Below are 25,306 nucleotides of genomic sequence, written 5' to 3'. Positions count from 1 at the left end.
TGAGTAGCCTGACAGGCTATTCCGGGTATTGCTTTATCACCAGACATCTATCATTCAAAAAATCGTTTTATGGGAGGAATAGTAAAAACAACTATTGCCACAATGCTCTCCATTTGTGCCATGTTTATGCAAACGTATGCTCAACAAAACACCGGCCATGTAAGCGGAACAGTTAAAGACGCGGGCGGTTCACCACTTCCCGGCGCATCTGTGGAAGCGGTGTCCAACGGCCACCGCGTGAAAGTCGCCATCTCCGACAGCGTCGGTAAATTCACCTTCACCAACTTACCGGCGGGCAACTACACCTTCAGCTCCCGCATGATCGGCTACGACGCCAAATCATTTGCAGGATATAAAATCATCCAGGGCAAAAACCCGGAACTATCGCTGGTACTAACGTCTACCGTCAGTGAACTGACCAGCGTGGTGGTAGTGGGCTATGGCACCCGGAAAAGACAGGACGTTACCGGTGCAGTAGCCAAGGCCGATCTGCAGGTACAGAAACAATCCCCCAACGCCAACGTGATGTCTTCTTTAAGGGGCACAGTGCCCGGTCTCACCGTCGGACAGGTGAACAGGGCCGGCAGCGATCCTACCCTGATGGTACGCGGCAGAAACTCCATCTCCGGCACCACCTCCCCGTTGATCGTAGTGGACGGCCTGATATACCGGGGATCGCTCACCTCCATCAACCCGTCAGATATCGCCAGCATCGACCTGTTGAAAGATGCCAGCGCTGCTGCCGTGTATGGCTCCCAGGCGTCCAACGGGGTGGTGCTGATCACCACCAAAAGCGGCGCCAGCGGGATAGACAAGCTCACGGTAGACTACAGCGGGTCCTACTCTATGCAGGAGATGACCAAAAAAGACATGAGACCTGCCTCCGGCGCCCAGTACATACAGAAGCTCGGCGACTGGTACCTTACCGAAAGCCGTGATCCCAACGATCCTACTAAAATGAACCCTAACTGGGACCCCACTACGAAAATGCCCGGCATAGAAGGCGACAACTATAAAAACGGTTATGAAGCCAACTGGTGGGACTTAATGACCAACTCCCGCCCCAGGATACACAACCATAACATCGGTTTAAGCGGAAGATCAAAGAAGATCCGTTTCTATTTAGGTTATGGTTATTTTGACCAGGTAAACCTGGTTAAAAATGACGACTACCGGAGAAACAGCATCCGGCTCAACCTCGAAGCCAAACCCGCAGAATGGCTGACAGTAGGCGCACAGACAGGTTTGTCCATCAACGACTACAGTGGCGTGTCGCCCACCTTCTCCGATATCATGTTCCTGAAACCGTACAACCTCCCCTTCGATCCTAAAACAGGCCAGATGCTGGAGTTCTACGCGCAAACCACTACACCCACCGCACTGGAAGTGCTCAGACGTTCCAGGGACCTGGACCGAAACATGAACATGATCGGGAACTTCTTCGTCAGCGTGGACATCCCGCAGGTGAAAGGACTGAACTACCGCGTGAACTTCGGTAACAACTACATCTATACGAACAGGTTCAACTACAATGCGCCTAACGTAGAAGCTACCGCCTACAAAACATACATGACCAATTATTTCCTGACGATCGACAACATCCTGACCTATAAAAGGGACTTCGGGAAACACGGTGTGGACCTCACTTTGCTGTATGGCGCGGAAAAAAACAAACATGACGGCAGCAGCACGTCCGCTGGCGGCATCACCAACGGCGTACTGTCCTACAACAGGCTGGACGTGGGCGATCCGGCACGGCTCACCGTTTCCAACGACATGGACATACTCCCCTGGCAGGAAACAGCGCTGTACCAAATGGCCAGGCTCTCGTATTCGTTCGATAAAAAATATATCCTGACCGGTACGGTAAGAAGAGACGGTTTCTCCGGCTTCTCCGCCACCAACAAATGGGCTACTTTCCCATCCCTTGCATTCGCCTGGCGCCTGAAAGAAGAAAACTTCCTGAAGTCTGTCAACGCTGTCAACGACCTGAAACTGAGACTGTCTTACGGCGCTACCGGCAACAGGACCGTCGGCCGCTACCAGACCCTTTCCCAGATGACCGTAGGATTGTCCAGCGGTTACCTCTACGGCACCTCCGGCGGCGCACAACTCGGCTCCTTCCTGAGCCAGTTGCCCAACTCCGGCCTGCGCTGGGAAACCACCAAATCGTTTAACACCGGCGTAGACTTTTCCTTCTTCGACAACCGGCTGTTTGGCTCACTGGACCTGTACTTCTCCAATTCCACCAACCTGCTGAACTCCAGGGCCACGCCTACCATAACCGGTTTCAACAGCTTCCTGATCAACATCGGTAAAATCCAGAACAGGGGACAAGAACTGAACATCACCGGCGTACCCGTGTCCAACAAAAACTTCAAATGGGAAGTGACCGCCAACTTCTTCCGGAACCGCAACAAAGTGCTGGACATCGACGGTACCAAAAATGACCTGATCAACGGCAGCGATCCTATATTAAGCTACTTTATCGGTCAGCCTTACGGCGTCGTGTACGACTATAAGATCACCGGTATGTACCAGCTGGGCGAGCAAATCCCCGCCGGCCTCGCCGCACAAGGCTTTAAAGCCGGGCAATACCGCGTGGAAGATGTGAACGGAGATGGAAAGATCACCCCGGAGGACAAACAGATATTAGGCAAACTCGATCCGTCCTACAGCCTGGGCATCTCCAACAGCTTCCAGTACAAGGCATTCCAACTGAAGTTCTTCATCAACACTATCCAGGGCGGCAAAAACGGATACCTCGGCGCACCCGGCATTATGCTGCAAAACCCTGACAATATCCGCAACAACAACGGCTTTGTATACGACTACTGGACACCTAATAATCCGAATGCCAAATACAGAAGCATCGCGGCATATGTTGCCACGCTGGGTGAAAACTTCGGGCCTTATGTGTCCAGAAGCTTTATCCGCCTGCAAGACGTAACGCTGACCTATACCCTGCCCGAGGGCCTGCTGAGCCGCCTGAAAATACTCAAGGCAGCCAGCGTGTATGTGAACGCGCAGAACCTTCTCACCATTACCAAATGGGACGGCTGGGACCCCGAGTCCAATCCTTCATCCAGCCAGCGTTCATCGCTCGGCCTGAGAATACCGGGCGGTATGGGCCTCGACCAGAACGGTTATCCCGTGATGAAGAACTACTCCCTTGGTGTAAACGTGACATTCTAATGCTTCAACAGTAAACTTTCAGAACATGAAACCAAAAATCTTCATATACCTCCTTTGTATCGGAGCAGCATTATCTTCCTGCAGCAAGAGTTTCCTGGATGAAGACCCGCTGTCTATCTATACGCCGGACAACTCCCTGCAGTCCTCCATCCAGTTCCAGCAGGCCACCAACAACCTGTACAACGGCGTGCGCAACATCTACATGGGAAACATCAACCTGGATACATATTTCGGGCTGTATTACGCTACTGACTTCGCGTACAACGGCACCGACTATGACCCCGCCGCCAAGTTAAATGCCTATAAGGCCACCATGGTGCCCACCTATTTCATTCCCGGCAACATGTGGACGGCGTTCTATAAAATCATCACCAATGCTAACCTGATCATCAGCCAGGCATCTAAATCCACTAAGCTCAGCGATGCCGATAAAAACAGTTTCCTGGGCCAGGCTTTGTTTTTCAGGGCCTATTCCTACAACGTGCTGGCCAACCTGTACGGCGGCGTTCCCATTGAGCTGAACGAACTTTCCGGACCGCGTTACGATTACGTGCGCGCCAGCCGCGAAGCCGTTTACCAGCAATGTAAAAAAGACCTGCAACAGGCCATCGGCATCTTGTCCGATATCAACCAGGTACCGGATGGCACCGTGAACAAACAGATCGCCAAACATGTGCTCACGGAGGTGCTTATCTCCCTGAAAGACTATGACGGCGCCATTGCCAGCGCTTCCGACGTCATTAACTTCAGCGGCGTGTCCCTGATGAACAGCCGCTTCGGCAGAAGGGCCAATTTACCCGGCGACGTGTACAGGGACCTGTTTGAATACAACAACCAGAACTACAGCACCGGCAATCACGAAGGACTGCTGGTGATACAAAGCACGCTGAACAACTCCGCCTCCGTGGGCGATCAGTCGGCCTGGGCAGTCGTTCCCAGTTTAACCGGCGTCAGGATCACAGAAGCCACCACTAAAACCAAAATGTCTATCCTGTTCAACGCCAAGTTTGTGGACAGCGTTTCGTCCAACGGTATCGGCTGGATACGCCCTACCTCCCATTTCTTCTATGAAATATGGACGCCTGGCGACATCCGTAACTCCTCCTACAATATCGTGCGGGACATCCGCATTTCCGGCGTGCCTGCCAACTCTCCGGACTATGGCAAATGGTACGTAAAAGACGGCTATAAAGCCAAAGTAGCGCCGGCGGACTTCAGGGACACCATCCGGAATTTTTATCCGGTGATCAGGAAGATGTCCCCTTCCGCAGGTGATTTTGTGTCTGTAGCCGGTCCTTCCATCCTCACCAATGTGACCAACCCCTTCGGTGGATTCTTGCTGAACGGCGCCTCCCGCCTGTTTATGCAGAAGTACATGGCCCGCGTGGCAGAAACCTATCTGCTGAGAGCAGAAGCCTATCTCGCCAAAGGAGACGCTCAAAAAGCAACGGACGATGTGAACATATTGCGGAACAGAGCCGGCGCCACACCAGCCACCGCGGCAGAAATGAACCTCGATTACATCCTGGATGAACGCCTGAGAGAGCTGTACATGGAAGAATTCAGGGCAGTGACGCTTACCCGTCTGGGCAAACTCTACGACCGGGATAAAAAATACAACCCTAAGTCAGGCCTGACGATTGAGCCATACCACAACCTGTGGCCAATACCTTCCACTGAAATCACACAGAACACCGGCGCTGTACTGGAACAGAACCAGGGTTATTAATTGACCGGTTAACATTATTAAAGCGGGCAGGCAACTGATGCCTGCCCATCTTTTTTTACAAACAATAATAATAATTAGGAAACCTAACAAAAAACCATCAACTGCAGCGACATTTCCGGACCGGTGAGTTACATTAGCTCAAACTGGAAATCCTATGTCCCGGCATCACTCCCCTCAAAACAACGCTACCGGCGAGCAGGCCGTCCTTTCCTTTAATGATTTACTGGCAGCTTTCGAAGCCCAATTCAATGATCGGCTTTTTCCGAAAAATCCCGCCACATTATATGAGGCAGTTGAATATTCATTAAGCAATAGTGGCAAACGTATCCGTCCCATATTATGCCTAATGGCCAATAACCTCATGGGACCTGTTCACCTGGATGCTTTTTTAGCTGCCAACGCGGTGGAACTCTATCATAATTTCACACTGGTACATGATGACATTATGGACCACGCGCCACTGCGTCGCGGGCAGCCTACCATCTATAAAAAATTCAATACCAATACCGCCATCCTCACGGGCGACACCCTACTGCTCTATGTCTTCGAATACCTGAATTGTATACAAGGCGACTACAAACAGGCTGTCACGGCAACATTCCTGGAAGCCGCACTGGCAGTAGGCGAAGGCCAGCAAACAGACCTGGACATGGAAGCCATGCCACTCAGCGCCATTTCATATACCGACTACCTGGACATGATCACGATGAAAACAGCCGTACTCCTCGCTGCCAGCCTGCAAATAGGCGGCATGATAGGCGGCGCCGGCGAGGAAGACCAGGAACACTTGTACGCCTTCGGTAAAAATATCGGGACCGCCTTCCAGATACAGGACGACTACCTCGACTGCTTCGGGGACCAGGTAAAATTCGGGAAACAAATCTGCGGAGACATTCTGCTCAATAAAAAAACCTTCCTGCTGCTGAAGACTTTCGAATCAGCCACCCCGGCCCAACGTTCACATCTGGAAGAACTCATGGCAGACAACACTATTTATAAAATTGCACCGATGGTACAGCTGTATAAAGACTGTAAAGCGGACCAATGGGCCATCCACGAATGCCAACGGTACCAGGACATCGCACTGCGCCATTTGAAAAGCATCTCTGTACCGGAAGCGCATAAACAGGCATTACTGAGCTTAACAGACATGTTACTGAACAGGGCGCATTAAACCGATGCGCCCCTAGCCGTCCAATGCATTTTTAGCCGTTTGCGCGTCCGGGAATCCGGTCAACGAATTATACCTGTCCAACCCCGAAGAGATAGAGCGCCATCCGTTCAGCGTCATACTGAAATAATGCACCCTGTTGACCACCGCATCCTGCCACGGCCCGAAATCGGGCAGAAAACGTTGCAGGTACTGAAATTCATTCAGGTATTCGTTGTGGATATGGAGGATCTGCCGCACGGCCTCTTCAAAGGAAAGGTTTCTTTGATGCTGTATTACCTTCAACACGTTGTAATAAATAGCGTCTGTGGCTTCATCTTTTGAAAACGACTGCACTTCGTTGAAACACACCATCATGCGGACCGTCAGCGCCTTGAGGCGTTTTATGACCGGATGCTGATGTACCTCTTCCGGAAGTATCAACCCTGTTTCCAGGTCCAGTAATTCCAGGAAGGGATACAGACACAGGGAATCTTCCCGGATAGCCAGGCTTTCCTCCACGGTGGGAAATGTTTTCAGTGATTTGTAATACTGTTCCTGCTTTAACCCATTAAAGTATTTTTGCAGGCCGTCTGTAAACCGCGTCATGGATTCCGGCGGTACGAACTGTACCAGTTCCTCCCGCAGCGTGGCGAGCAAGCCGCCCAGCGGGATACCGGCGTCTTCGCCGCTGAGCGAACCTTTCAGCACCGCAAGACTTTGCTGTTCAATAAAACTGATTTCTTCGGGGCTGTATTCTTCATACTTGTCATCATTGTAAAGCGTCCACAACATCAGGCGGCAGGCTGGCCGCAATCGCTCCAGGCTGGCTGTAGGGAACCATTGGGAGGCAATATGCGCCGTTTTGGTCTTCTTATACTTTTTTCTCGTGACAGGGTCATCTTTGTACAGAGACAAATACGTACCGTCAATCCATTCGTTGTCAGTAATTTCCTGCATGACTGCTGCATAAGGGTTCTTAAGCATAGGAAAAGGATAGTGAAACTGCGAAACGGCCAGAAGATTAGTAGTATTCATAAGAAAAGGGTTTGGATGGTGGACAACGGGATAGTAGGACTGCCAATTAAATTTAAAACAATGCAGAGCAGCCCCATTTCAGTACCGGTAGTTTCTTACATGAAAATTCCCCCGGGAAAAATCCCGGGGGCAACATATTCTTGCTTTATTCTGTATTTGTTGGGAGGCGTAAACTTTTACCTAACCACGGCACCTTCCGGCGTAACCCTTACTGTCACTGTCTGACCGGCGTTTACCACCACGTGCGGCCATTTTACAAATGCAGTACGCGGCAGCGGCACGGCAGCCTCACGGTTGTTCTCCGACAGCAGTGACACCGATGCATCATACGCTGTCGGGTTGGTGACTGCTATCACCATGACATCTTTTTCTGTTGATACCACCCGGGCCGTCACATGATCAAAGACGTATACTTCTTTTTTGTCGGTGTTTACATAGATACCCGGTATTTCCAGTGCCATGAGCATGCCGGCGGTTTCCGTCCAGGAGTTGCGCGTGTTGATAAAATTGCCGATGCTCTCTTTGCCTTCCGCATCGCCGGGCTGTATACGTTCCATAGACGAACCCATGAGGTTGTTGGTGGTGATATGGCCGGGCATGTTCACCGCTTCTGCGTGCGCATGCTGGATATCCCGCAGGAGATCGGCATACAGCGGATCGCCGGTAGCGCGGAACAGTCTGAACAACGCGTCACCGGAAGAAGTGCAGACACCTGGCGCAGCGTGTTTATTCTGGATACTGGCCCAAACCGCGCCGGCCATATGGCTTTTTAACTTGTCAATAGCGCTTCCGGACGGAAAAACAGGGTCATAGGAAAGTGCCCATGTAGCACAGAGGGCGGCTTGTGTTGCTGCCTTTTGCAGCCAGTGCCGTTCCCCTGAATACTCATACATGGACACCAGCGACTCCAGCAGACCGAATGCCGATTCTGAATTGGCATCGTGAGAAATATCTCCGCAGTCGCCGCCCGTAAGACCCTGTTTCTCTACATCACGGAGGTAATAAAAGGCGGACGCCTGTTGAGCTACCCTCGTCCATGCCCTAACGTGAAAATAACGGGAGGCCAGCATCATGCCCGCAGGCACGATGGCCCCCGCGGTGGAATTATAAACCGCTATCTCTCCGGTACGCGGAGCAATATATTGTCCGAACTCGCCATGTTTTTGCCAGGTGGCCGCAAAGGCCGTTGCCAGCCGTTTGGCCGCCAGCTCCCATTCCGGCCTGATCATCCGGCCGTAGCCCTGCGCTTTGAGCAACATCAGGTGTTTCATCAGCCAAAACAAAACGTCGCCGTTTTTCCTTACCATGGCCTGTAATTCAGGGAAATCCGGATGCATCTTTTCTGGTCGTAGCTTGCCGTCGGCAGTGATGCCGCCGTAGAAATAGCCGCTTTCGCCCTGCAGTTTTCCGGTGATAAAATCCAGTTCCCTTGCCACGCGTTCCCTTTCCTTTGCGTCATTCAAAGCCAGCATGGGGTAGGTATTGATCATACCGCTCACCCATCCCAACTGGAAATCGTTATTATTTTCCGGCCTGTAATAGGCGCCTGTCTTTACTTCTATAAAATTACCCCGGCAGATGTCAGTCGCACATTGCAGCAGTTTGCTCATGGGCAGTATGTCGCGTGGCTGATTAGGCCCGCTCAGCGCTTTGCGTACCGTCATAAAACGGCGCAACAATGCAGGGATATCTTCCGCATCAAAAACATATACACGGTAATGCAGCGTCACTTCATCGCCGGCCTGCCAATCGGGCGCATGGTCGCCGCTAGGATGAAAGTCCCCAAATCCCGGCGCCAGCCGGCGTACGGCCGGTGCTGATATAGACAGCACGCAACTGTCTTTTGCGCTGTTTTCCGCGATGGTAAGGCCGCTGTTTCCCAGGCTGGTCTGCTGCGTGGTGAGCACAATGCACCCCTTCTTTTCCTCCGGGGAGAAAAAACAGATCGCCGGTGTGGCCGCGTTGGTGGTTTGCAGCGTTATTACTGACGGTTTCCCTTTTTCATCCGACAAACGCGGATTATTGGCAATCGTCAGCGGCACATGAGGATTGTAGTACATGTCGCGGGGATAGTCAGGGTTGTAGCCATTGCCGATAGACCGGTAACGGTTGCCATTGTACACCGAAGCCGGCACCAGCACATAATGTTGCGGGCTCCAATGGCTAAAGTCCAACGATACCGTTACCGCGCTTTGCGCCGCGCGGCCCTGCGCCAGCCGGCATACCACCTGTACGTCGGCGGCGCCATCGGGCAGCATCGTGGCATGCGTTTGCAATTGCCAGTCGCCGCCGCCGGTCTGTAACCGCCCATGCTGAAAAGTTTGTTCGGAAAGTAATGTTGTGCCATCGTACCGGCCAATGCTGTACCGCAGCGAGCCGTGTAGCCGGCCGAGCAGCGCCTCAGCTGTCTGCTGCTGTGCGTGCAGCACGCCTGTAGTCCCAAGCAGCAGGCTTATCGCAAAAAGAAAGTACTTTATCTGTTTGTTCCTATCGTTGTTCATGCAGTATTTCACTACACAAAAATCCGTTATACGAGATCATTATACCACCCGTTATTTGACGATTACCTATGCTTTTTTTGCTTCCATAAAATCAGCTGTTAAAATGCCAACCTGACTTAAAATTTACTAATTTGGCACCAGGAGTATGCCACACTATGCAGTACATTTATGAGAACTTCACATTTCCTCCCGACCAGTCATTTACCATCCGGTCAGAATTTCTGGAGATCAGGAGATATACGGCTTTGAAGTCACATGTGAATTTTGAGATCGCGCTGATTGAAAACTGCAGCGGCAAACGTTTCATCGGCGATCATATCCGGGACTTTGAAGGCACCGAGCTGGTATTGCTCGGCAGTTATCTGCCGCATTGCTGGCAATACTATCAACCGGTAGATCCTTTGCAGCAGCCGGCGGCGACAGTTATTCATTTCTTCCCGGACTTCCTGGGCCGGCAACTGCTGGAGAAACCGGAAGCCCGGCAGCTCAATGCGCTTTTCGAAAAAGCCTCCAGGGGACTGCTTTTTACCGGCCCAACCATCACCACTGCCAGGAACCTCATGCAGGAAATGCTGGTCCAGTCAGGGCTTACCCGGGCCGTGCTGATGCTGCAACTGCTGGACGTGCTGGCACAGTCGGAATATGCGGAAATACTTTCTTCCCCCTATTTCAACGCGGTGGACAACTCCGGGGAAGCCAACAAGATCAACAAGGTATTTGATTATATCTTCAGCAACTTCAGGGAGGAAATAGCGTTGCAGGACGTGGCGGACCTTATCCCTATGTCTGCCGCGGCATTTTGCCGTTTCTTCAAAAGAAAAACCAACCGCACGTTAATAGACTTTGTAAAGGAAGTACGGATCGGCCATGCCGCCAAACTATTACTGGAAGGACATCATAACGTAGCGGAAGCCTGCTATGAGAGCGGGTATAACAATATCTCCAATTTCAACAAACACTTCAAGGATATTAAGGGCGTATCGCCCCGCGATTTCATCAAAAGGTACAACGAGCATACCCTCGCTATTCCTTCCTGAATTCATAGAAAGGCTTAGCCTCCACCCAGGTCTCGCCCTGCGCCGTTCCCGGCACGCCTGCCTGGTACCCGGACATCAGGCGGTTCCACTCGGCACAGCGCGGGCTGTAGCCTTCGGCCGTTTTGCCCATCTGTTGCAGGTCCGCACCCACCGGCACCACGATCTTCATCACTACTAAATACTGGTACCTGTAAAGCGTGATTTTCTGATACCCGGCTTTCCGGAAGCCGGCCTCCACTTCGGGCCATACCTGCTGATGGTAACGCAGATATTCCTGCAGCTTCGTTTGTTCCGGTACAATATTCACCACAAAAACCTTCTCTTCTGTTTTCATGTTTTTACAGCTGCCGCATGCCATGGCGCATACGATCAAAAACACACCTGTTATTCTGTTTATCATCATTTTAATAAAAGATAAATTATCAACATAACAACCGCCAATACCGCCCATCCAGCCCAAACCCTGCGTGACAGCCGGTTTCCCGCTGCGGAAACAAACACCGGCTTATCATCCGTGACAGGCGACGGCGCTGTCAGCAATGACACCACCATGATCAGCAACGCCAGTCCCATAAAAAGATATACCGACAATAACAGGAAATGAGGCCAAAAGCCTTTATAGGGATAGTTCAGCAAGTAACACACGCCCACCAGCAGGCACACAGACCCGCCGCCATACAATACCGTCACTACTGCCGGGGTGTTGGTCCGCTTCCAGAAAATGGACGCCAGGAATACCACCGACAACGGCGGCGCCAGGATAGACACCATGCCTTGCGTAATTTCAAACAGCCCTTTGCCGGAAAACAGGAACAGCGCTGCAATGCCTATGGCCAGCAATGCGGCCAGCACAGTCACCCACCGGCCCGTACGCAACCGGCCGGCATCGTCCGTTGTCCTGAACTGGCCCACCACGTCCAGCGTAAACACCGTGCTGAATGAATTGAGGCCGGACGACACGGTATCAATCAATGCGGCGATCAATGCCGCCAGGCAAAGGCCCCGGAAACCATCCGGCATCAGTTGCTGCACCAGCGTGATATACGCATTGTCAGCCGTGGTGATGTCCCGGTATAAAATAAAACAGATAATGCCCGGCAGCAGGAAAATAAGCGGAGTGATCATCTTCAGCGCAGCAATGAACAACGCGCCATACTGCCCTTCCCGCAGGTCTTTTGCTCCCAGCAGTTTCTGCACGATGGTCTGGTCTGCGCACCAGTAATAAATTGCCACTACCGGGTATCCCGCCAGAATAGCCATCCACGAGTATTCCCGGTCATCGGCGCCGTGCAGCAGTTTCCAGAAATTCTGCGGCACCTCGTGATGAACGGCACCGGTTTTCATCATGCTGTTGAAAGCCAGCACGGTCAGTATCAGCGAGGAAACGATGATGATGACCGACTGGAAAATGCCGGTGCGCACCACCGCCCTGAAGCCACCCACCGCGGTGTAGCTGGTGGCTATCAGCGCTATCAGCGCCACGGCGTACATCAGCGGACAGCCCAGCACCTGCGAGATCACCAGTCCGCCGGCATATAACGCACTGCCCAACCATACCACCAGTATGGACACCAGGCTGTATATCACGAGAAAATTATAGGCGCTCTTGCCATAGCGATGCAAAAGGTACTGCGGAATGGTGCTGATACCGGCCGACAGGTACCGCGGCAGGAAAAACATGGCCAGCAGCAACAGGAATATCCATGCCAGCCACTCAAAGTTAGCGCCCACCACGCCCTGGGAGAAGCCCAGGCTGGACATGCCGATCAACATCATAGGGCCTGCATTGGCGCTGAACATAGAGAAACCGATCTGCCACCATCGCAGCGAACGGCCACCCAGGAAAATGTCCTGCTCCCTGTTTCTGCCCAGGAAAAAACCTAATACAAAAAGGGCGATGATATACAGCACCAGCACTACGCCATCAACACCGGTAAGCGACATGTTCACAGGCAAGTATTAAAGATCATAGTGATACAATAGGTGAATATTTCCTGACGTTCTGATCATTCCAGTAATATTGTTTTACAATTTTATCTGCGCTCCGGCAGTAGTCCCAGTCCACCCGTACCGGAAGACCGGCAATGTCCGGCAACACAAAGCAGCCGTTCTTCCATTCGGGACAAACGCTGAAATAACGCTCCAGTCCTGACATGATAGAATACAGGTACTCCACTTCGCATGCTTCGTCAGCAGTGGCCATCAGCGAGGCGGTAAACAACGAATATCCGCCGGAGGAAAAATCAACGCCGCTCTTTGCCGCCAGGTCCCTGACTTCTTTCCATTCGTTCACTCCGCCCAGGTGCGTAGGCACCGGTTGCAGGTGGCGTACGCCTAAGTTCACCAAGGTAGGGAATAAACGGGAGGTTCTTTCCGATTCACCGAAAGAAACCCGCAATGGCGTCTGGCTGCATAGTACACCTATCTGTTCAAATGCCGCGGAGTGGATCGGTTCTTCAAACCAGGCCACATCAGCCGCAGCGATCATATCGGCAAAGCGCAACGCCTGCTCACCGCTCCATATCTGGTTGGCGTCCACCGCCAGGCGGACATCTTTTCCCAGCAGGCTGCGGACAAACTTAACACGGGAAGCATCCTCCCCCATCATGGTGCCAAATGCCTTCCCTACCTTCATCTTGTAACAGTCCACTCCCGCTTCCATAAAACGGTCCACCTCCTGTTCCAGTTCCTGCAGCGTATAGTTGGTACCGCCGCCACTGCCGTACATTTTTACCGTGTCCCTTTCCGCATGCAGGAAGCGGTGCAACGGCACGCCTTCGCGGCGGGCCGCCAGGTCATGCAACGCCAGGTCTATCTGCCCTACCAACGCCGATGCCGGCCCCCGGAAACCTTCGTTCCGGATAGACCAGTACAACTGATGATACAATTTGTGATAGGGCACATGATGGCTGTGCAGCAGAATGGGCAGCAGGCAGTTTTCCAGGATATTGATATAACTGCTGTACACCGGTGCTTCACCGATAAAGCCGTTTTCGTCTTCCAGAGTGATCAGCGCAAGGCCGAAGGATGGAAAAGGGCCCATGGTGGCGTCCTGGATGGGCGTTACCGCCATGGCTGGTTCCAGCTCCCGCAATTGCACGCTGGTGATGTTAAAGATTTGATGATCGATGGTATACAATGGTAGCTGTTTACTTATTACAATCCAGTATTTCCTGGTATATCGCTTCCGGCAGCGGGCCTTGCCGGAAAGCAGACAGACTTTCTTCCAGCTCTGTCACGCAGGAAGCGCCTATCACGATACTGAACGCACGTGGGACCGTCAGTAGAAAACGATGGGCCAATACCGGTAACGGAAGATGGTGCTTTGCTGCGATCAGCTGTAAACGCTGCGCAGTGGCAATACTGCCGGCAGGCAGCCATTGCGGCGGTTGCTGTTGCCAGGCCTGGAAATTCCGGCCCAGCAGTCCCATATAAAGCGGACTGGCGGCATAATACGCCATGCCTCTGGTGTTGCAGAAAGGCAGCCGGTCCTTGAGCGCCGCTGTACTACAGGCGTTCAGCCTGTTGAATTCCATGATCACATCAAAAACGCCTGTTTTAATATAGGCTTCCATCCACAGCGGGATGTTGCCGCCCAGGCCGATTTTTTTCACCAGTCCCTGCTGCTTAAGGTGCAACATGACCGCCACCACCTGATCGCCTTCTTGCTCGGGCACCGCTTCCGGATCATGCAGGAATAATATGTCCAATACCGGAACGCCCAATGTTTTCAGCGAACGGTATACGCTGTTCATAATACCGGCAGCGGAATAATCGTAGTACGCTTCATCTGCGGCATATGACCGCAGCCTGCCGGCTTTGGTGCTGATAACGGGCACCGGGCCTCTCCATTGTTTCAACGCATCGCTTACGATCTCTTCTGCATCGCCATATGCCGGCGCCGTATCTATGGCAGTGACGTCGTTTTCCAGCGCTGTCAGTAAAGTGCGGACAGCTGCAGACCGATCCACTTTGCCCCATACGCCGCCAAGACCAGCTGTCCCTAACACTATACTTTTTGCATTCATTCAAAAAAATCTAATCACTTACAGATATAAATGTAGCGCCGTCAACATAGCGTTACAACATATAAATTGACTTTAACCAATGCTATTTTTGCCCGGCTTTCAGGAGATACACTGCACAATCATGTGCGCCCAGTTGCCCTTTCAATGTCTTTACAGGCTTGCCGCTCCAGACGTCTGTTACCTGGAAAGGCTGCCAGAGAGCGAGGTCTTTTTTCAGGTCTATGTCAAAAGACTGCCCATTGGCGGCACGGTTGAATACACACACCGCCATATCCCCGCGCTGCAATGGTTTCAGCAGCACCTGGATATCATTCCGTTTTAAAACGGTGGTCGCCTGTTTGCCCAGCGCGTCCTGGTTGATGGCAATCAGTTGTGGGTTGGTGATCAGCTGCAACACGTCCGGCGTGATATGCTTCAGGTCCATATTCACCATCAGCGGAGCGGCCAGCATACACCACAGCGCAAAATGTGTGCGGTACTCTGTAGCGGTGCAGCCTTTAAAGCGGCCGTCTACAGAGGAAGAAGCACCTTTGCCGTAAAGACCTACCATCAGCAGGTCCGGATCATTCCAGCCGCCAGGGCCGGCATAGGAAGCCAGGTGTTCCTGCTGGAGGAATATCTCCATAATACCGGTGAGATTGTTGTCATGCGATTCCCATACGTCGCGGCTGTCCCAGGTGGTACGCCACAGATGGCCGCCAGCCGCCCTGGCCCACAGCCAGGGTTTGCGCTGTCCCCATTCACAGATAGAATAGACTATAGGGCGGCCACACTTTTTCAGGGCATCGCCCATACGGGCATACCGGCTGAACGCAGTGGCCACGTCTTCCGGCGCATTGCAATAGTCGTACTTCAGGAAATCGATGCCCCAGCCCGCAAAAGTACGGGCGTCCTGTTCCTCGAAATTGTAACTCCCGGTAACACCGCCACAGGTCAGCATAGCGGCATCTGAGTAAATGCCCAGCTTCAGTCCTTTTCCATGTACATAATCCGCCAGGTATTTCATGCCATGCGGAAACCGTTCCGGGTCGGGAAAAAGATTGTTGTGTTTATCACGGCCGGCCACCCAGTGGTCATCTATCACCAGATAACGGTAGCCGGCGTCTTTCATACCGTTGGCGGCCATGGCATCGGCCATGTCCATGATTACCTGCTCGCTGACCCTGGCTTCAAAGAAGTTCCAGCTGTTCCATCCCATGGGTGGCGTCATGGCCAGTGAATCCCAGGCATTGTAACGGGTTTGTGCAATAACAGGCAGACTGCAGACGATGACTGCCAACAGGAAAATAATTTTTTTCATTGTTCGTGGAAGGTATGTTCTCGGTAAATATCTGCAAAAAACATCAGAATTTAATGGGCGCTCCTATAACGGGCACCACCAGTTCAAACCGTACTTTGTCGTCCTGTACAGGGTGAATGGCTGCTACAGTGATATTACTTTGGCCTTTGCCTATATGTAAACCACCTTTCGCAGGAAGCTGTTCCAATAACCGGCGGCCATTGTCTGCCAGCCAGAGTTGTCCGTTTTTGTAGATAATATACTGCCCTGCATTGATATGTTTATCAATAGTCAGTTCTGTATTGTCTGTGAGCCGGACCTTCAGGCCCTGTACCGTTGCGTCTTTCGGGCCGGTGACTTTGATTGAAAACACCAGCGGCTGTTCTTTAAATTCATTCTGTAACGGTAACGTTGCACCAGCGAAGGCCTGTTCCGAAAACCTGTTTTCCTTTACGGGATATAACAGGAAAACGTTGGCGCCGGCTTTCTCCAGGTGGAATTTATAGTCGAGGTCTTTCAGTTGCTCTTTCAGCGCAGTTGTGAATTTATTGGCGGCACGCGCTTCTTCCCAAAGACGGAAGGCGTTGAATATCGCGGCTTTTTCGCCGCTGGCCTCTACTGTCTGCTGGCTCAAACCCAGCATGTACGTGGCATTCCAGCCGATGGATTTTGCTTCGAGGTTTTCCGCATCATACAAGCCCCAGTCTGCCTGATAGTTTTGAATACCGAAGGTGGCGGGGAAATAGCTGCTTTCAAACACATACCGCATATCTTTTCCTTCTATGCCCCATTTATTTTTCACAGGGCTGAACATATGATCGCCGCCGCCTACGTTGCAGACGCTCATATAGTGCCAGTTGCCTTCCTGTACGGCACTGCCCATGACCCGCAGGTACTTGCCGCCGTGGCGGTAGTAACTATCGAAAAGCCCGCGGAAGAAACGTTTGAACGAATACTGCCCGTGGCCCTGGTACATACAGCTTTCCAGTCCGTCGAAATCGATATAGTCCATACCGCCTTCTGTGAGCCATTTCCCGTAATAGTCCGCATATACGTCCTGCAGGCGCATGTCCGGCGCAAAGCCGCGGTAGCAGTTGGGCTGCAGCTTCACGATGGTCGTGCCGGCCTTGTAGCTTCCACGCGCGGTGTGGTGAAACCCTCTTTTAACGTGGAGGAAAGTATACGGCGGCGTACGGGTGATGCCGTCGTATTCGATCAGCTCCTTCCCTATTTTCAATACGTTGGTATGATTGCCTTCCCATCCGCCAAATTCATGGAAGTACGCAGTGTCTGCCACGGTGATGATGGTATCGTTCGGGGACAGGTCTTTTGTAATGACGGTGCGCTGCATGATAGCGAGGCTGTCGCTGGGCACCGGGGCCACGTCGCTGTTGTCATCGGGTTGCAGGAACTCGCAGAGCGTATGCAAACCATAGCGGATGCCTTGTTGTTTCATCAGTGCGCCAAAAGCGGGGATGCTCATGGCTGGTTGGCCCGCAAAGCTGATCTGCCGTGTTTTCCAGCGGTTGGCCGGATTGGGATAGTATTCTCCCCAGCCTTCATCTTGTACGCCCTGGATTTTCAGTTGCCCGGAATAGGCCGCCAGGCTGTCGTGCGGACCGTACCAGGCAATATCAGGACGATAGGCTGCCGGGTCTTTGATCCATTTGCCATCAATAGTGGGATGTGGTAATCCTTCGGCCAATACTATTTTTTCGATGGTGTTGAGGCCCAGCGAATCAGGGCAGGCGTACAACGCTACTGCTGAACCGATATAGTCCGCATCGGTTGCGGTGACCAGCTGGTACCGGGCTGAATTGGCTTTCCCTTCCACGCCTTCCGGGTAGTCAGGGAAACGGACCATCTGCTCCTTACGCCTGTTGCGCGCATGCATACAGATCGTGGCGCCATAGGCCGGCTCCAGCTTTGCGCCGTTGCCGTAGTTCATCCGGAAATATTCTTCCGGCTGCGAATAAAAAGCCACATCGTTTACACCATCACCACCGATACTAAAGGTCTGCCCTTCTTTCAAATGTGCGGGCAGCGGGTATTTCACCGGGTCAGGAGAATGGATGAAATAATACATAAAAGAAAGGTCGCCTTCTGTAGGAGGGCCACTGGTGGTATTATCATCCAGCCCCAACAGGCCGAAGGCAAACTCCTTGTTCCGCACTACGCCGATTACGTCTCCGATGAGCGTGGAAATAGTAGTTTTATACGGTCCCCAGACGATATTGTCCACGCCTTCCCTTTTCGTCAGCGACAGCAGTTGCAGCTTCAGGTATTCCGGCTGCTGGTCAATTTTTATTCTGGCTTCAGATCCATTGGGGTACCGCAGCAGCATTTCATGTTGTTGCGGCGTATATATGGCCTGTTCCGGCAAGAGGTATTGTTTACCGGTACAGAGGCTCATCAGTGCCGATGTAAGTCCCTTCGGGTGATATTCCCGGCCGTTCTTCTTGTTCCTGACAGAAGATATATACCCTTTGTTATCGATGGTGACAACAGCGTACTTTGTTTGCAGCGTGGTGGACTGCGCGCAAAGGCCGCTGGTATGGAAAAGTAGTGACAACAGTACAGTCATTCGCCTAAGGCCGCCTGCATTCATGAAAAAAGAATTTAAATAGAATAAACCCCAAATTACCGTTAACATCATCACAATAATCAACAATAAATTATCAAATACCGATGATTTATTTGCCCTAAAACAAAAACCGGCAGCTATTGACAGCCGCCGGTCCTATGAATACGAAACATATTATTGCAGCGGATCGAAAGAGCCGCCCCACTCTTTGTTTTGCAGCAGCACGTTCTGTGACTGCGAGATCTGGTCAGGTTTCAGCGCAAAGAACCAGTGGTTCAGGTCGAGGCCGAACTTCACGCCGGCATCGCCGTCGAGGTTATCGATGTAACGGGCGGTGAATTTAGCTCTGGTAGGAGCGTCCATAATATTGTCTGCTGGTGTCACCATTTGTCCGTCTTTCAGGGTGATGTAAAGGCCATGGCGTCCGCCCTGGCTGTTGAGGATATCGTAACGTTTCCAACGGCGCAGGTCATCGAAGCGTTTGCCTTCAAAAGCAAATTCCACCTGTCTTTCGCGGATATAGGCGTCCCGTATAGCGGCGGTGGTGGCCGCTGTAATGCCGTAGGTATTTCCTGCTCCCGGCGTGATGCCCGCACGCTGACGGATACTGTACAGCACCTGCAGCGCTTCACCTGACTTGCCCAGCTCATTGGCACATTCGCCGTAGTTCATCAGCACTTCGGCAAACCGGATCTCCGGCCAGTCGGTGCCGGACTGGTACACCAGCGCGCTGGTCACGGTCGTATCCAGTCCTTTGCGGTCGAAGAAACCGGTGATGCCCGGGTTTCCGGGCATACCGGGATGAATGACAATGGAAGCATTGGTGTAGCGGTTGTTGGCAGCGTCGTACTGCCATACGTTCCAGTAGCTGTTGCCGCTCACATAAGACGGCGGGATCTGGTCCGGCGTAGGATATGGAATACCGCCATAGAATACGGTCGCATAAAACCGGTCATCCCTGTTGGTATAAAAATCATTCATAAAAGCGGTATTGTAATCCGGGTCGTTCAGCTTGTTGACATCAAACTGCATGGGCGTGCCATCCCGTTTGGGGAATGCCAGCAACAACGACAACAGCGGCTGATTGTTGTTGGACGCGTCCCGGGTGAAGGGCTCCGCCCGGACACCATTAAAGGAATTGGCATGGATAGGGTACCAGAACTGGTTGACCATGATCACCTCCTTGTTACGTTCCTGGTACCAGATATTACGGAAGCTGGGATGCAAAGCATGTCCGGCGCTTATCGCCGCGTCCATTGCTGCTTTGCAGGCATCGTAGGCCGACTGCCAGCGGGCGGCGTCACCGTTAGGATTAAACAACGGGCTGGCGTAAGTGAGCAGCACGCGGCCTTTAAAAGCCATGGCCGCCACCTTGGTAATCCGGCCGTAGTCTTGTCCTGCGTTGGGGTATACCGCGGGCAGCGACTGTATGGCATCGTCGAGGTCTTTTACAATTTGCGCCACACATTCGGATGTTTTGTTGCGCGGCACAAACAATGATGGTTTGTTGAGATAGTCCTGGGTGTGCAGTATCAACGGTATGCCGCCGGTCTGCCGTACCATTCCCCAGTAGCTCCATGCGCGCCAGAATTTTGCTTCTCCGGCAAAACGGCTGTTGCGTTCCGCCGAAATAACGGTGGTAGGCGCCTTTTGCAGGTTATCGAGGAAATAGTTGATTTTTTCGATGTATTGATAATCCAGTTTGGTATTGGTGTTGCTTACGCTGATAATACCACGCCGGTAGTCGTCGAGGCTTCTCGGCGTGGAAATGCCTTCGTCCGCATCACTGCCGTTGAAAGGCCATCCAGGCATCAGGCCTCCGTATATATCGGATAAATAAGCCTGGATCATGGTGGAGTCTTTCCATACATTTTCAGGGGACATGGCGCTCACATTGTCATAGTCGAGGCCCTTCTTGCAGGAGCACAGCTGAACGGCGGCCAGGGTGGCCAGCGCGATGCTGAGGGTATGTATACGTTTCATCTTTTTCTGTTTTAAAAATCCCGGAATCGTTTACAGGGTCAGGTTTACACCGAAGTTGAAATTTTTCATCACCGGGTAATTGGTATGGCTGCCCATTTCAGGATCATAGTAGTCGCTGTTGAATTTACTGATCACGAAGAGGTTGGAGCCGCTGAAATACACTTTTAAACCGCTGACGCCCCATCTGTTGATCAGTTTCGACGGCAGGCTGTAACCGATGTTGAGTAGGCGCAGTCGCAGGAAATCGGAACGGGTGAGCCAGAAAGTGCTTTCATCTGCCGTTACGCGGTTATTGCCATCGTTGGCGGAATAGCGCCGGGGCAGGTAGGCGTTGGGGTTGTCCGGGGTCCAGCTGTTGCTGTACCATTCTCTCCAGTTACGGTTCCATTCCACGTTTTTAGCCAGGTCGTTGACATATTTGTATTGTTTCAGGTTACCATTGAAGGTAGCATCCACAGAAATGCCTTTCCATTCAAATCCCAGGTTGATGCCCAGCAGGATGGGATTATTGTTATGCTTCACCTCTATCTTGTCCCAGTCGTCGATGATGCCGTCCGGTTTACCATCCGGTCCACTGATGTCCTGGTACACCATCTGGCCCAGTTGCGGCGCAATGCCGTAGTATTTGTAATTAGGATGGGCTGCGTTCCAGTTGTCCAGGTCTGCCTGTGTTCTCAGGATATGGTCTGCTACGCGGGTCACGATGCGGTTGGTGGAATTGCCAATGTCATTCTGATAGGGATAGGTGACGTTCTGGTCTTTGGTGATGTATTTCGCACCGCCATAGGAAGCGTTGGCATTCACATAGTACTTTACATTTCCGGTGTTGTTGTTATACCCTACCGACAGTTCCACGCCATTGGCATGTATTTCCCCATAGTTCTCCGCGGGCATTTCCCGGGGGAAGGTAGGAGAAATAGTTTGTATTCTTTTAGCGAGGATATCGTAGGTGTTGATGAAATAATATTCGGCCGTAGCATTAAAGTGGCGCAGGAAGTTCACGTCCACGGCCACATTGTAGGATTTTGTTTTTTCCCAGGTCACTACCGGGTTCGTGATACCACCGTATTGTATACCTGTACTGGTAATGGGTGATGTGCCAAAGTAACCGTTCTTACCAGTCTGGTACACCTGCATCCACTGATAGGCGTCAATATTATCCGAGCTGGTGACGCCTGCGGAAGCACGTAGTTTCAGGAAGTCTATACCCCGGACGCCGCGGAAAAAATTCTCTTTGGAGATCACCCATCCAACGGAAGCAGACGGGAAAAAGCCCCAGCGGGAATCAACCGGGAACTTATAGGACCCATCGTACCGGTAAGAAAAAGTGGTGAGGTATTTTCCGTCATAATCATAAAAGAACTGGCCTACCCAGGATTTGCGGCCGTTTTTTGCATTGGTGATACCGTCCGCGTCTTTATCATTGGGTTCCTGGCTGGCAGCCCACCACTGGTCAGTGGTATATACCGGGAAATTCTGACGGTACGCATCGGCGCCGCCTACTTCTGTCTGCGCCTGTTCCATCAGCACCCATGCGCCTACGTGGTGCAGTTTATGGAAAGTACGGTCGTAGCTGAGTTGCAGGTTCAGCTGACTGTAGTCGGACCAGCGATAGTCTTCTTCGAGGTAGTCGTTGCTGACCTGGTTTGTTTTTTTCAGTCCTACCAGGTCTTTTTCATCCAGGGAGAGTATCCTGTTGCTGGTGCGTTTCATCACCCATACATCATATTTCTTCTCAAAGTATTTGAAACGGGTGTTTGACCAGTTGCGGTTGTATTGGGCGCTGGCGGTAAGCCCGTCGATACCGGGTATCTTGTAACTTAACTTCAGGTTGATAAGAGGGTTTACCACGGTGTTCTTTTTGTATCCGCCATCTCCGCGCACCTGTGCGCCCATATTCATGATCCAGCCATAATCCACCGGATGGCCGCCGTTGGTCCATACTGGCTGCTCCGGCTGCCATATCCGCAGTTTTCCATACCAGTCGTTAAAATCATCGCCCGTAGGGGGAGAATAGCGGTTGGTGGTATTGAGCGCGAGGCCGGCAAACAATTGCAGGCGGTCGGTAATGTCTGCGGTAATGTTGGAGCGGAGGTTGTATTTTTTGTAATCAAGGTTTTCCACAAAACTTTTTTGGGTGATCATAGAGCCCCCCATATAATAGCGGACCTTGTCTCCCCCACCGGAAACGCTCAGGTTATGGGAACTGGTGGAAGGATCTCGCCACACGGCGGCCAGCTGGTCATAGCCCCAGCCGTTGTTCACTGTTTTGAAATAGTCCAGCTCCTGTTGCGTCCATGCATCGGTGGCGTTGGGATTGATGCGGTTGTACAGCTGTCCCATTTCCACAGCGCTCGTCAGCGGAGCGTTTTTGGTGCGTTTGTCGACACCGGTGTTAAAGGAATAACTGATCACCGGCCGGGCGGACTTTGCGCCTTTTCTCGTGGTCACTACAATAACGCCGCCGGCGGCCCTTGCGCCGTAAGCGGCTGCGGCGGCCGCATCACGCAGAACAGAAATATTATCGATATCGTTAGGGCTCAGGTTATTGAAATCATCTGAATTAGCGGTCACCATGCCGTCAATCACAAACAGCACCGGTTGGGCCGGCCCTTTTTTAGGGTCTTTGTCGAAGGTGGTCACCTGCCTGATCTGGAAGGACGGTTGGGCGCCCGGCACGCCGGCAGGTGTGTTCACCTTAAGGCCCGCCACCTGTCCCTGTAAGAGGTTGCCCGCGGAGATGGTAGGCACTACGCGCTTCACATCATCCATTTTAAGCACGCCCACTGAACCGGAAACGGTTGACTTTTTCTGTACGCCGTAACCTATTACTACTACAGCGTCCAGGTTGCTGGAAGATGTTGCCAATTTCACCAGTATGCCGGTATCGGCCTTTACCTGGGCATACTCATAACTTAATGCCGAAACTTTCAGTGTGCTTCCTTCGGGCACCTTCATCTCAAAAAAACCGTTATTGTTGGCAATCGCTACTTCTTTACCTCCTGACCGGACAATGGTGGCCCCTGGCAAGGGCGACAGGTCTTTGGCATCAACAACCTTACCGGTTGCCCTGATGATGCGTTGCGCTTCGGCAGCCTGTACGGAGAGCAATACAAATGACATCCCCCAGGCAGCGCTGACGAACGCTTTACTTTTTACTTTCATGGTGACTGTAATTAGATTTTGATTGATTGATTTTTTCGTTGGAAAGCCGAATTAAAACCTGTTGTAAATCTCTCTTTTTATACAGCCGTAAACCACCATGAATTTGCTGTAAACCGATGTTTTATTTGCACACACAAAACACACCAAACACAATACAGTAAAGGATCTTACAGAAACAAAAAAAAGAAGGGCCAGCCCTCCCTGATGGAAGAGCGCCACTTCTTTAAATATATTTATGGTTAAATAATCGCTACGATATTTTTTTCATTGTCAACGTGAAATATGGCCCGACTACTTTATTACATGGAATTTATTTATTGCATCATTCCGGAAAGTAATTAATAAGTAGCTACCATTTACAAAGGGGCAAATAAAACACAGATAATTGATCAATAAACATAAGCCCGGAGCTGAAGCTCCGGGCCGGGATGTAAGTTATTTTTAATGGTTGGTCTGATTCATCACTTAGTGAGCACTTTTTTCAAAGTCTCTTCCAGTGCTGCGCCGCGTAGATATTTGGCGACGATTTTACCGTTAGGATCAATCAGGAAATTCATAGGTATAGCATTTACTTCATATAGTTTGGCGGCTTCATTCTCCCAGGCTTTCAGGTCAGACACCTGTGTCCAGGTGAGACCGTCTTTTTCGATGGCCTGCAGCCATTTGTCTTTATCTGCCGGCTTGTCGAGCGATACGCCCAGTACTGTGAATCCTTTGTCTTTATAAGCGTTGTATGCTTTCACGACATTGGGGTTTTCTCTTCTGCACGGGCCGCACCAGGAGGCCCAGAAGTCCAGCAGCACGTATTTTCCACGGAAGTCCGAAAGTTTCACCGGCTTTCCGTTAACGTCCGTCTGGGTGAAATCCGGTGCTGGTTCTCCATCCTGTGTTTTCTTCACTTTGGCGATCCGGGCCTCCAGTTCCAGCCCGAGGTCGGATTTGCGGATGGCCGGGGTCAGTTCATTGAAGTCCTTCTCAGCGGCCACGGCATCAAACGCTGGTGGCAGCGTGGAATTCAGCGCCATCAGGGCCATGTACTTGTCCGGGTTGGCTTTTACATACTTTCTTTTTACGCTGATGATTTCCGCCTGTATATCATTGGCTCTGCTATCGAGCGTAGCGACGTAAGCTTTGTCTTTTTGTTTTTCGACCGGCTGCGCATTGAACTCTTTATTCAACAGGTCGTACTTGTCGTAATAAGGTTTCAGCATAGCGTTCACCTTTACATTGTCATCATTGGTGGGACTGCCCGAGATCACGGCATTTTTGATGGAGTCTTTAGCCACTATAGTGATAGCCCGGTCTTCTATGAAGAAAGGCAGGATGTCCTGTACCGGGCGGGTGGTCGGGTCCTGCTGCTGATTGCCGCGGTCCAGCACCAGATGCGCTTCTTTGGGAGCACCTACTGATCCCTTAAAAATAAATTTGCCGTGCTTCATGACGACGGAATCGATTTTACGCTCACCGTTGACTTTATATGTCAGAAATACTTTGGCCGGTGTTTTTATATTGCTGACGCTACCCTTGATGGTGTACGACTGTTGTGCCACACTGCATACGGGTATCCCTAATGCCACTGCTATCCATATTTTAGCCACTTTCATGTTTGTCTGATTT

The 25,306-nt window shown here is 51.7% G+C and carries 15 protein-coding genes; 4 read left to right on the top strand and 11 right to left on the bottom strand.

Going from position 1 to position 25,306, the window contains the following annotated elements; translation table 11 throughout:
• Positions 1-69: 69 nt before the first annotated feature.
• From HGH92_RS25225 to HGH92_RS25215, 3 genes are all read left to right on the top strand, one after another.
• The gene (locus tag HGH92_RS25225) at positions 70-3,195 is read left to right on the top strand and encodes a SusC/RagA family TonB-linked outer membrane protein (protein WP_168873584.1); all 3,126 of its coding nucleotides are present in this window, start codon (positions 70-72) and stop codon (positions 3,193-3,195) included.
• 25 nt (positions 3,196-3,220) lie between these two features.
• Positions 3,221-4,924: a RagB/SusD family nutrient uptake outer membrane protein gene (locus HGH92_RS25220; protein ID WP_168873583.1), complete on the top strand. Its 1,704-nt coding sequence runs from the start codon at positions 3,221-3,223 to the stop codon at positions 4,922-4,924.
• Between the two features lie 154 nt (positions 4,925-5,078).
• Complete coding sequence (locus HGH92_RS25215; RefSeq protein WP_168873582.1) at positions 5,079-6,098, top strand: polyprenyl synthetase family protein; 1,020 nt, start codon at positions 5,079-5,081, stop codon at positions 6,096-6,098.
• 12 nt (positions 6,099-6,110) lie between these two features.
• On the opposite strand, the gene HGH92_RS25210 is transcribed toward HGH92_RS25215, so the two are convergent.
• Together HGH92_RS25210 and HGH92_RS25205 are read right to left on the bottom strand one after the other, a co-directional pair.
• Positions 6,111-7,112 (bottom strand): terpene synthase family protein, encoded by a 1,002-nt coding sequence (locus tag HGH92_RS25210; protein ID WP_168873581.1) that lies wholly within the window; start codon positions 7,110-7,112, stop codon positions 6,111-6,113.
• A 176-nt stretch (positions 7,113-7,288) separates the two neighbouring features.
• Positions 7,289-9,613, bottom strand: a complete 2,325-nt coding sequence (locus tag HGH92_RS25205; RefSeq protein WP_168873580.1) for a hypothetical protein — start codon at positions 9,611-9,613, stop codon at positions 7,289-7,291.
• Between the two features lie 131 nt (positions 9,614-9,744).
• Between HGH92_RS25205 and HGH92_RS25200 the strand changes: the two genes are divergently transcribed.
• On the top strand, positions 9,745-10,650 hold the full coding sequence (locus tag HGH92_RS25200) for a helix-turn-helix transcriptional regulator (protein WP_168873579.1): 906 nt from the start codon (positions 9,745-9,747) through the stop codon (positions 10,648-10,650).
• On the opposite strand, the gene HGH92_RS25195 is transcribed toward HGH92_RS25200, so the two are convergent.
• The 9 genes from HGH92_RS25195 to HGH92_RS25155 all read right to left on the bottom strand — a co-directional run bounded on the left by HGH92_RS25195 (position 10,637) and on the right by HGH92_RS25155 (position 25,293).
• Positions 10,637-10,984, bottom strand: a complete 348-nt coding sequence (locus HGH92_RS25195; protein ID WP_168873578.1) for an L-rhamnose mutarotase — start codon at positions 10,982-10,984, stop codon at positions 10,637-10,639. The genes HGH92_RS25200 and HGH92_RS25195 overlap by 14 nt on opposite strands.
• Positions 10,985-11,049: 65 nt before the next feature.
• Positions 11,050-12,594 (bottom strand): SLC5 family protein, encoded by a 1,545-nt coding sequence (locus HGH92_RS25190; RefSeq protein ID WP_247655076.1) that lies wholly within the window; start codon positions 12,592-12,594, stop codon positions 11,050-11,052.
• 22 nt (positions 12,595-12,616) lie between these two features.
• The gene (locus tag HGH92_RS25185; RefSeq protein WP_168873576.1) at positions 12,617-13,789 is read right to left on the bottom strand and encodes a mandelate racemase/muconate lactonizing enzyme family protein; all 1,173 of its coding nucleotides are present in this window, start codon (positions 13,787-13,789) and stop codon (positions 12,617-12,619) included.
• A 10-nt stretch (positions 13,790-13,799) separates the two neighbouring features.
• The gene (locus tag HGH92_RS25180; RefSeq protein WP_168873575.1) at positions 13,800-14,678 is read right to left on the bottom strand and encodes an aldo/keto reductase; all 879 of its coding nucleotides are present in this window, start codon (positions 14,676-14,678) and stop codon (positions 13,800-13,802) included.
• A gap of 82 nt (positions 14,679-14,760) precedes the next feature.
• Complete coding sequence (locus HGH92_RS25175) at positions 14,761-15,978, bottom strand: glycoside hydrolase family 27 protein (protein ID WP_168873574.1); 1,218 nt, start codon at positions 15,976-15,978, stop codon at positions 14,761-14,763.
• A gap of 43 nt (positions 15,979-16,021) precedes the next feature.
• The gene (locus HGH92_RS25170; protein WP_168873573.1) at positions 16,022-18,565 is read right to left on the bottom strand and encodes a hypothetical protein; all 2,544 of its coding nucleotides are present in this window, start codon (positions 18,563-18,565) and stop codon (positions 16,022-16,024) included.
• Between the two features lie 150 nt (positions 18,566-18,715).
• Complete coding sequence (locus HGH92_RS25165) at positions 18,716-20,524, bottom strand: RagB/SusD family nutrient uptake outer membrane protein (RefSeq protein WP_168873572.1); 1,809 nt, start codon at positions 20,522-20,524, stop codon at positions 18,716-18,718.
• 30 nt (positions 20,525-20,554) lie between these two features.
• Positions 20,555-23,689 carry a SusC/RagA family TonB-linked outer membrane protein gene (locus tag HGH92_RS25160; RefSeq protein WP_168873571.1) on the bottom strand — a complete coding sequence of 1,045 codons (3,135 nt, stop codon included), beginning with the start codon at positions 23,687-23,689 and terminating at the stop codon, positions 20,555-20,557.
• A gap of 461 nt (positions 23,690-24,150) precedes the next feature.
• Entirely contained in the window at positions 24,151-25,293 is a 1,143-nt protein-coding gene (locus tag HGH92_RS25155) for a TlpA disulfide reductase family protein (RefSeq protein WP_168873570.1), read from the bottom strand.
• Positions 25,294-25,306 lie beyond the last annotated feature (13 nt).

The organism is Chitinophaga varians (genome assembly GCF_012641275.1).
Taxonomy (GTDB): domain Bacteria; phylum Bacteroidota; class Bacteroidia; order Chitinophagales; family Chitinophagaceae; genus Chitinophaga; species Chitinophaga varians_A.
This window is presented reverse-complemented; position numbering and strand designations above follow the sequence as displayed.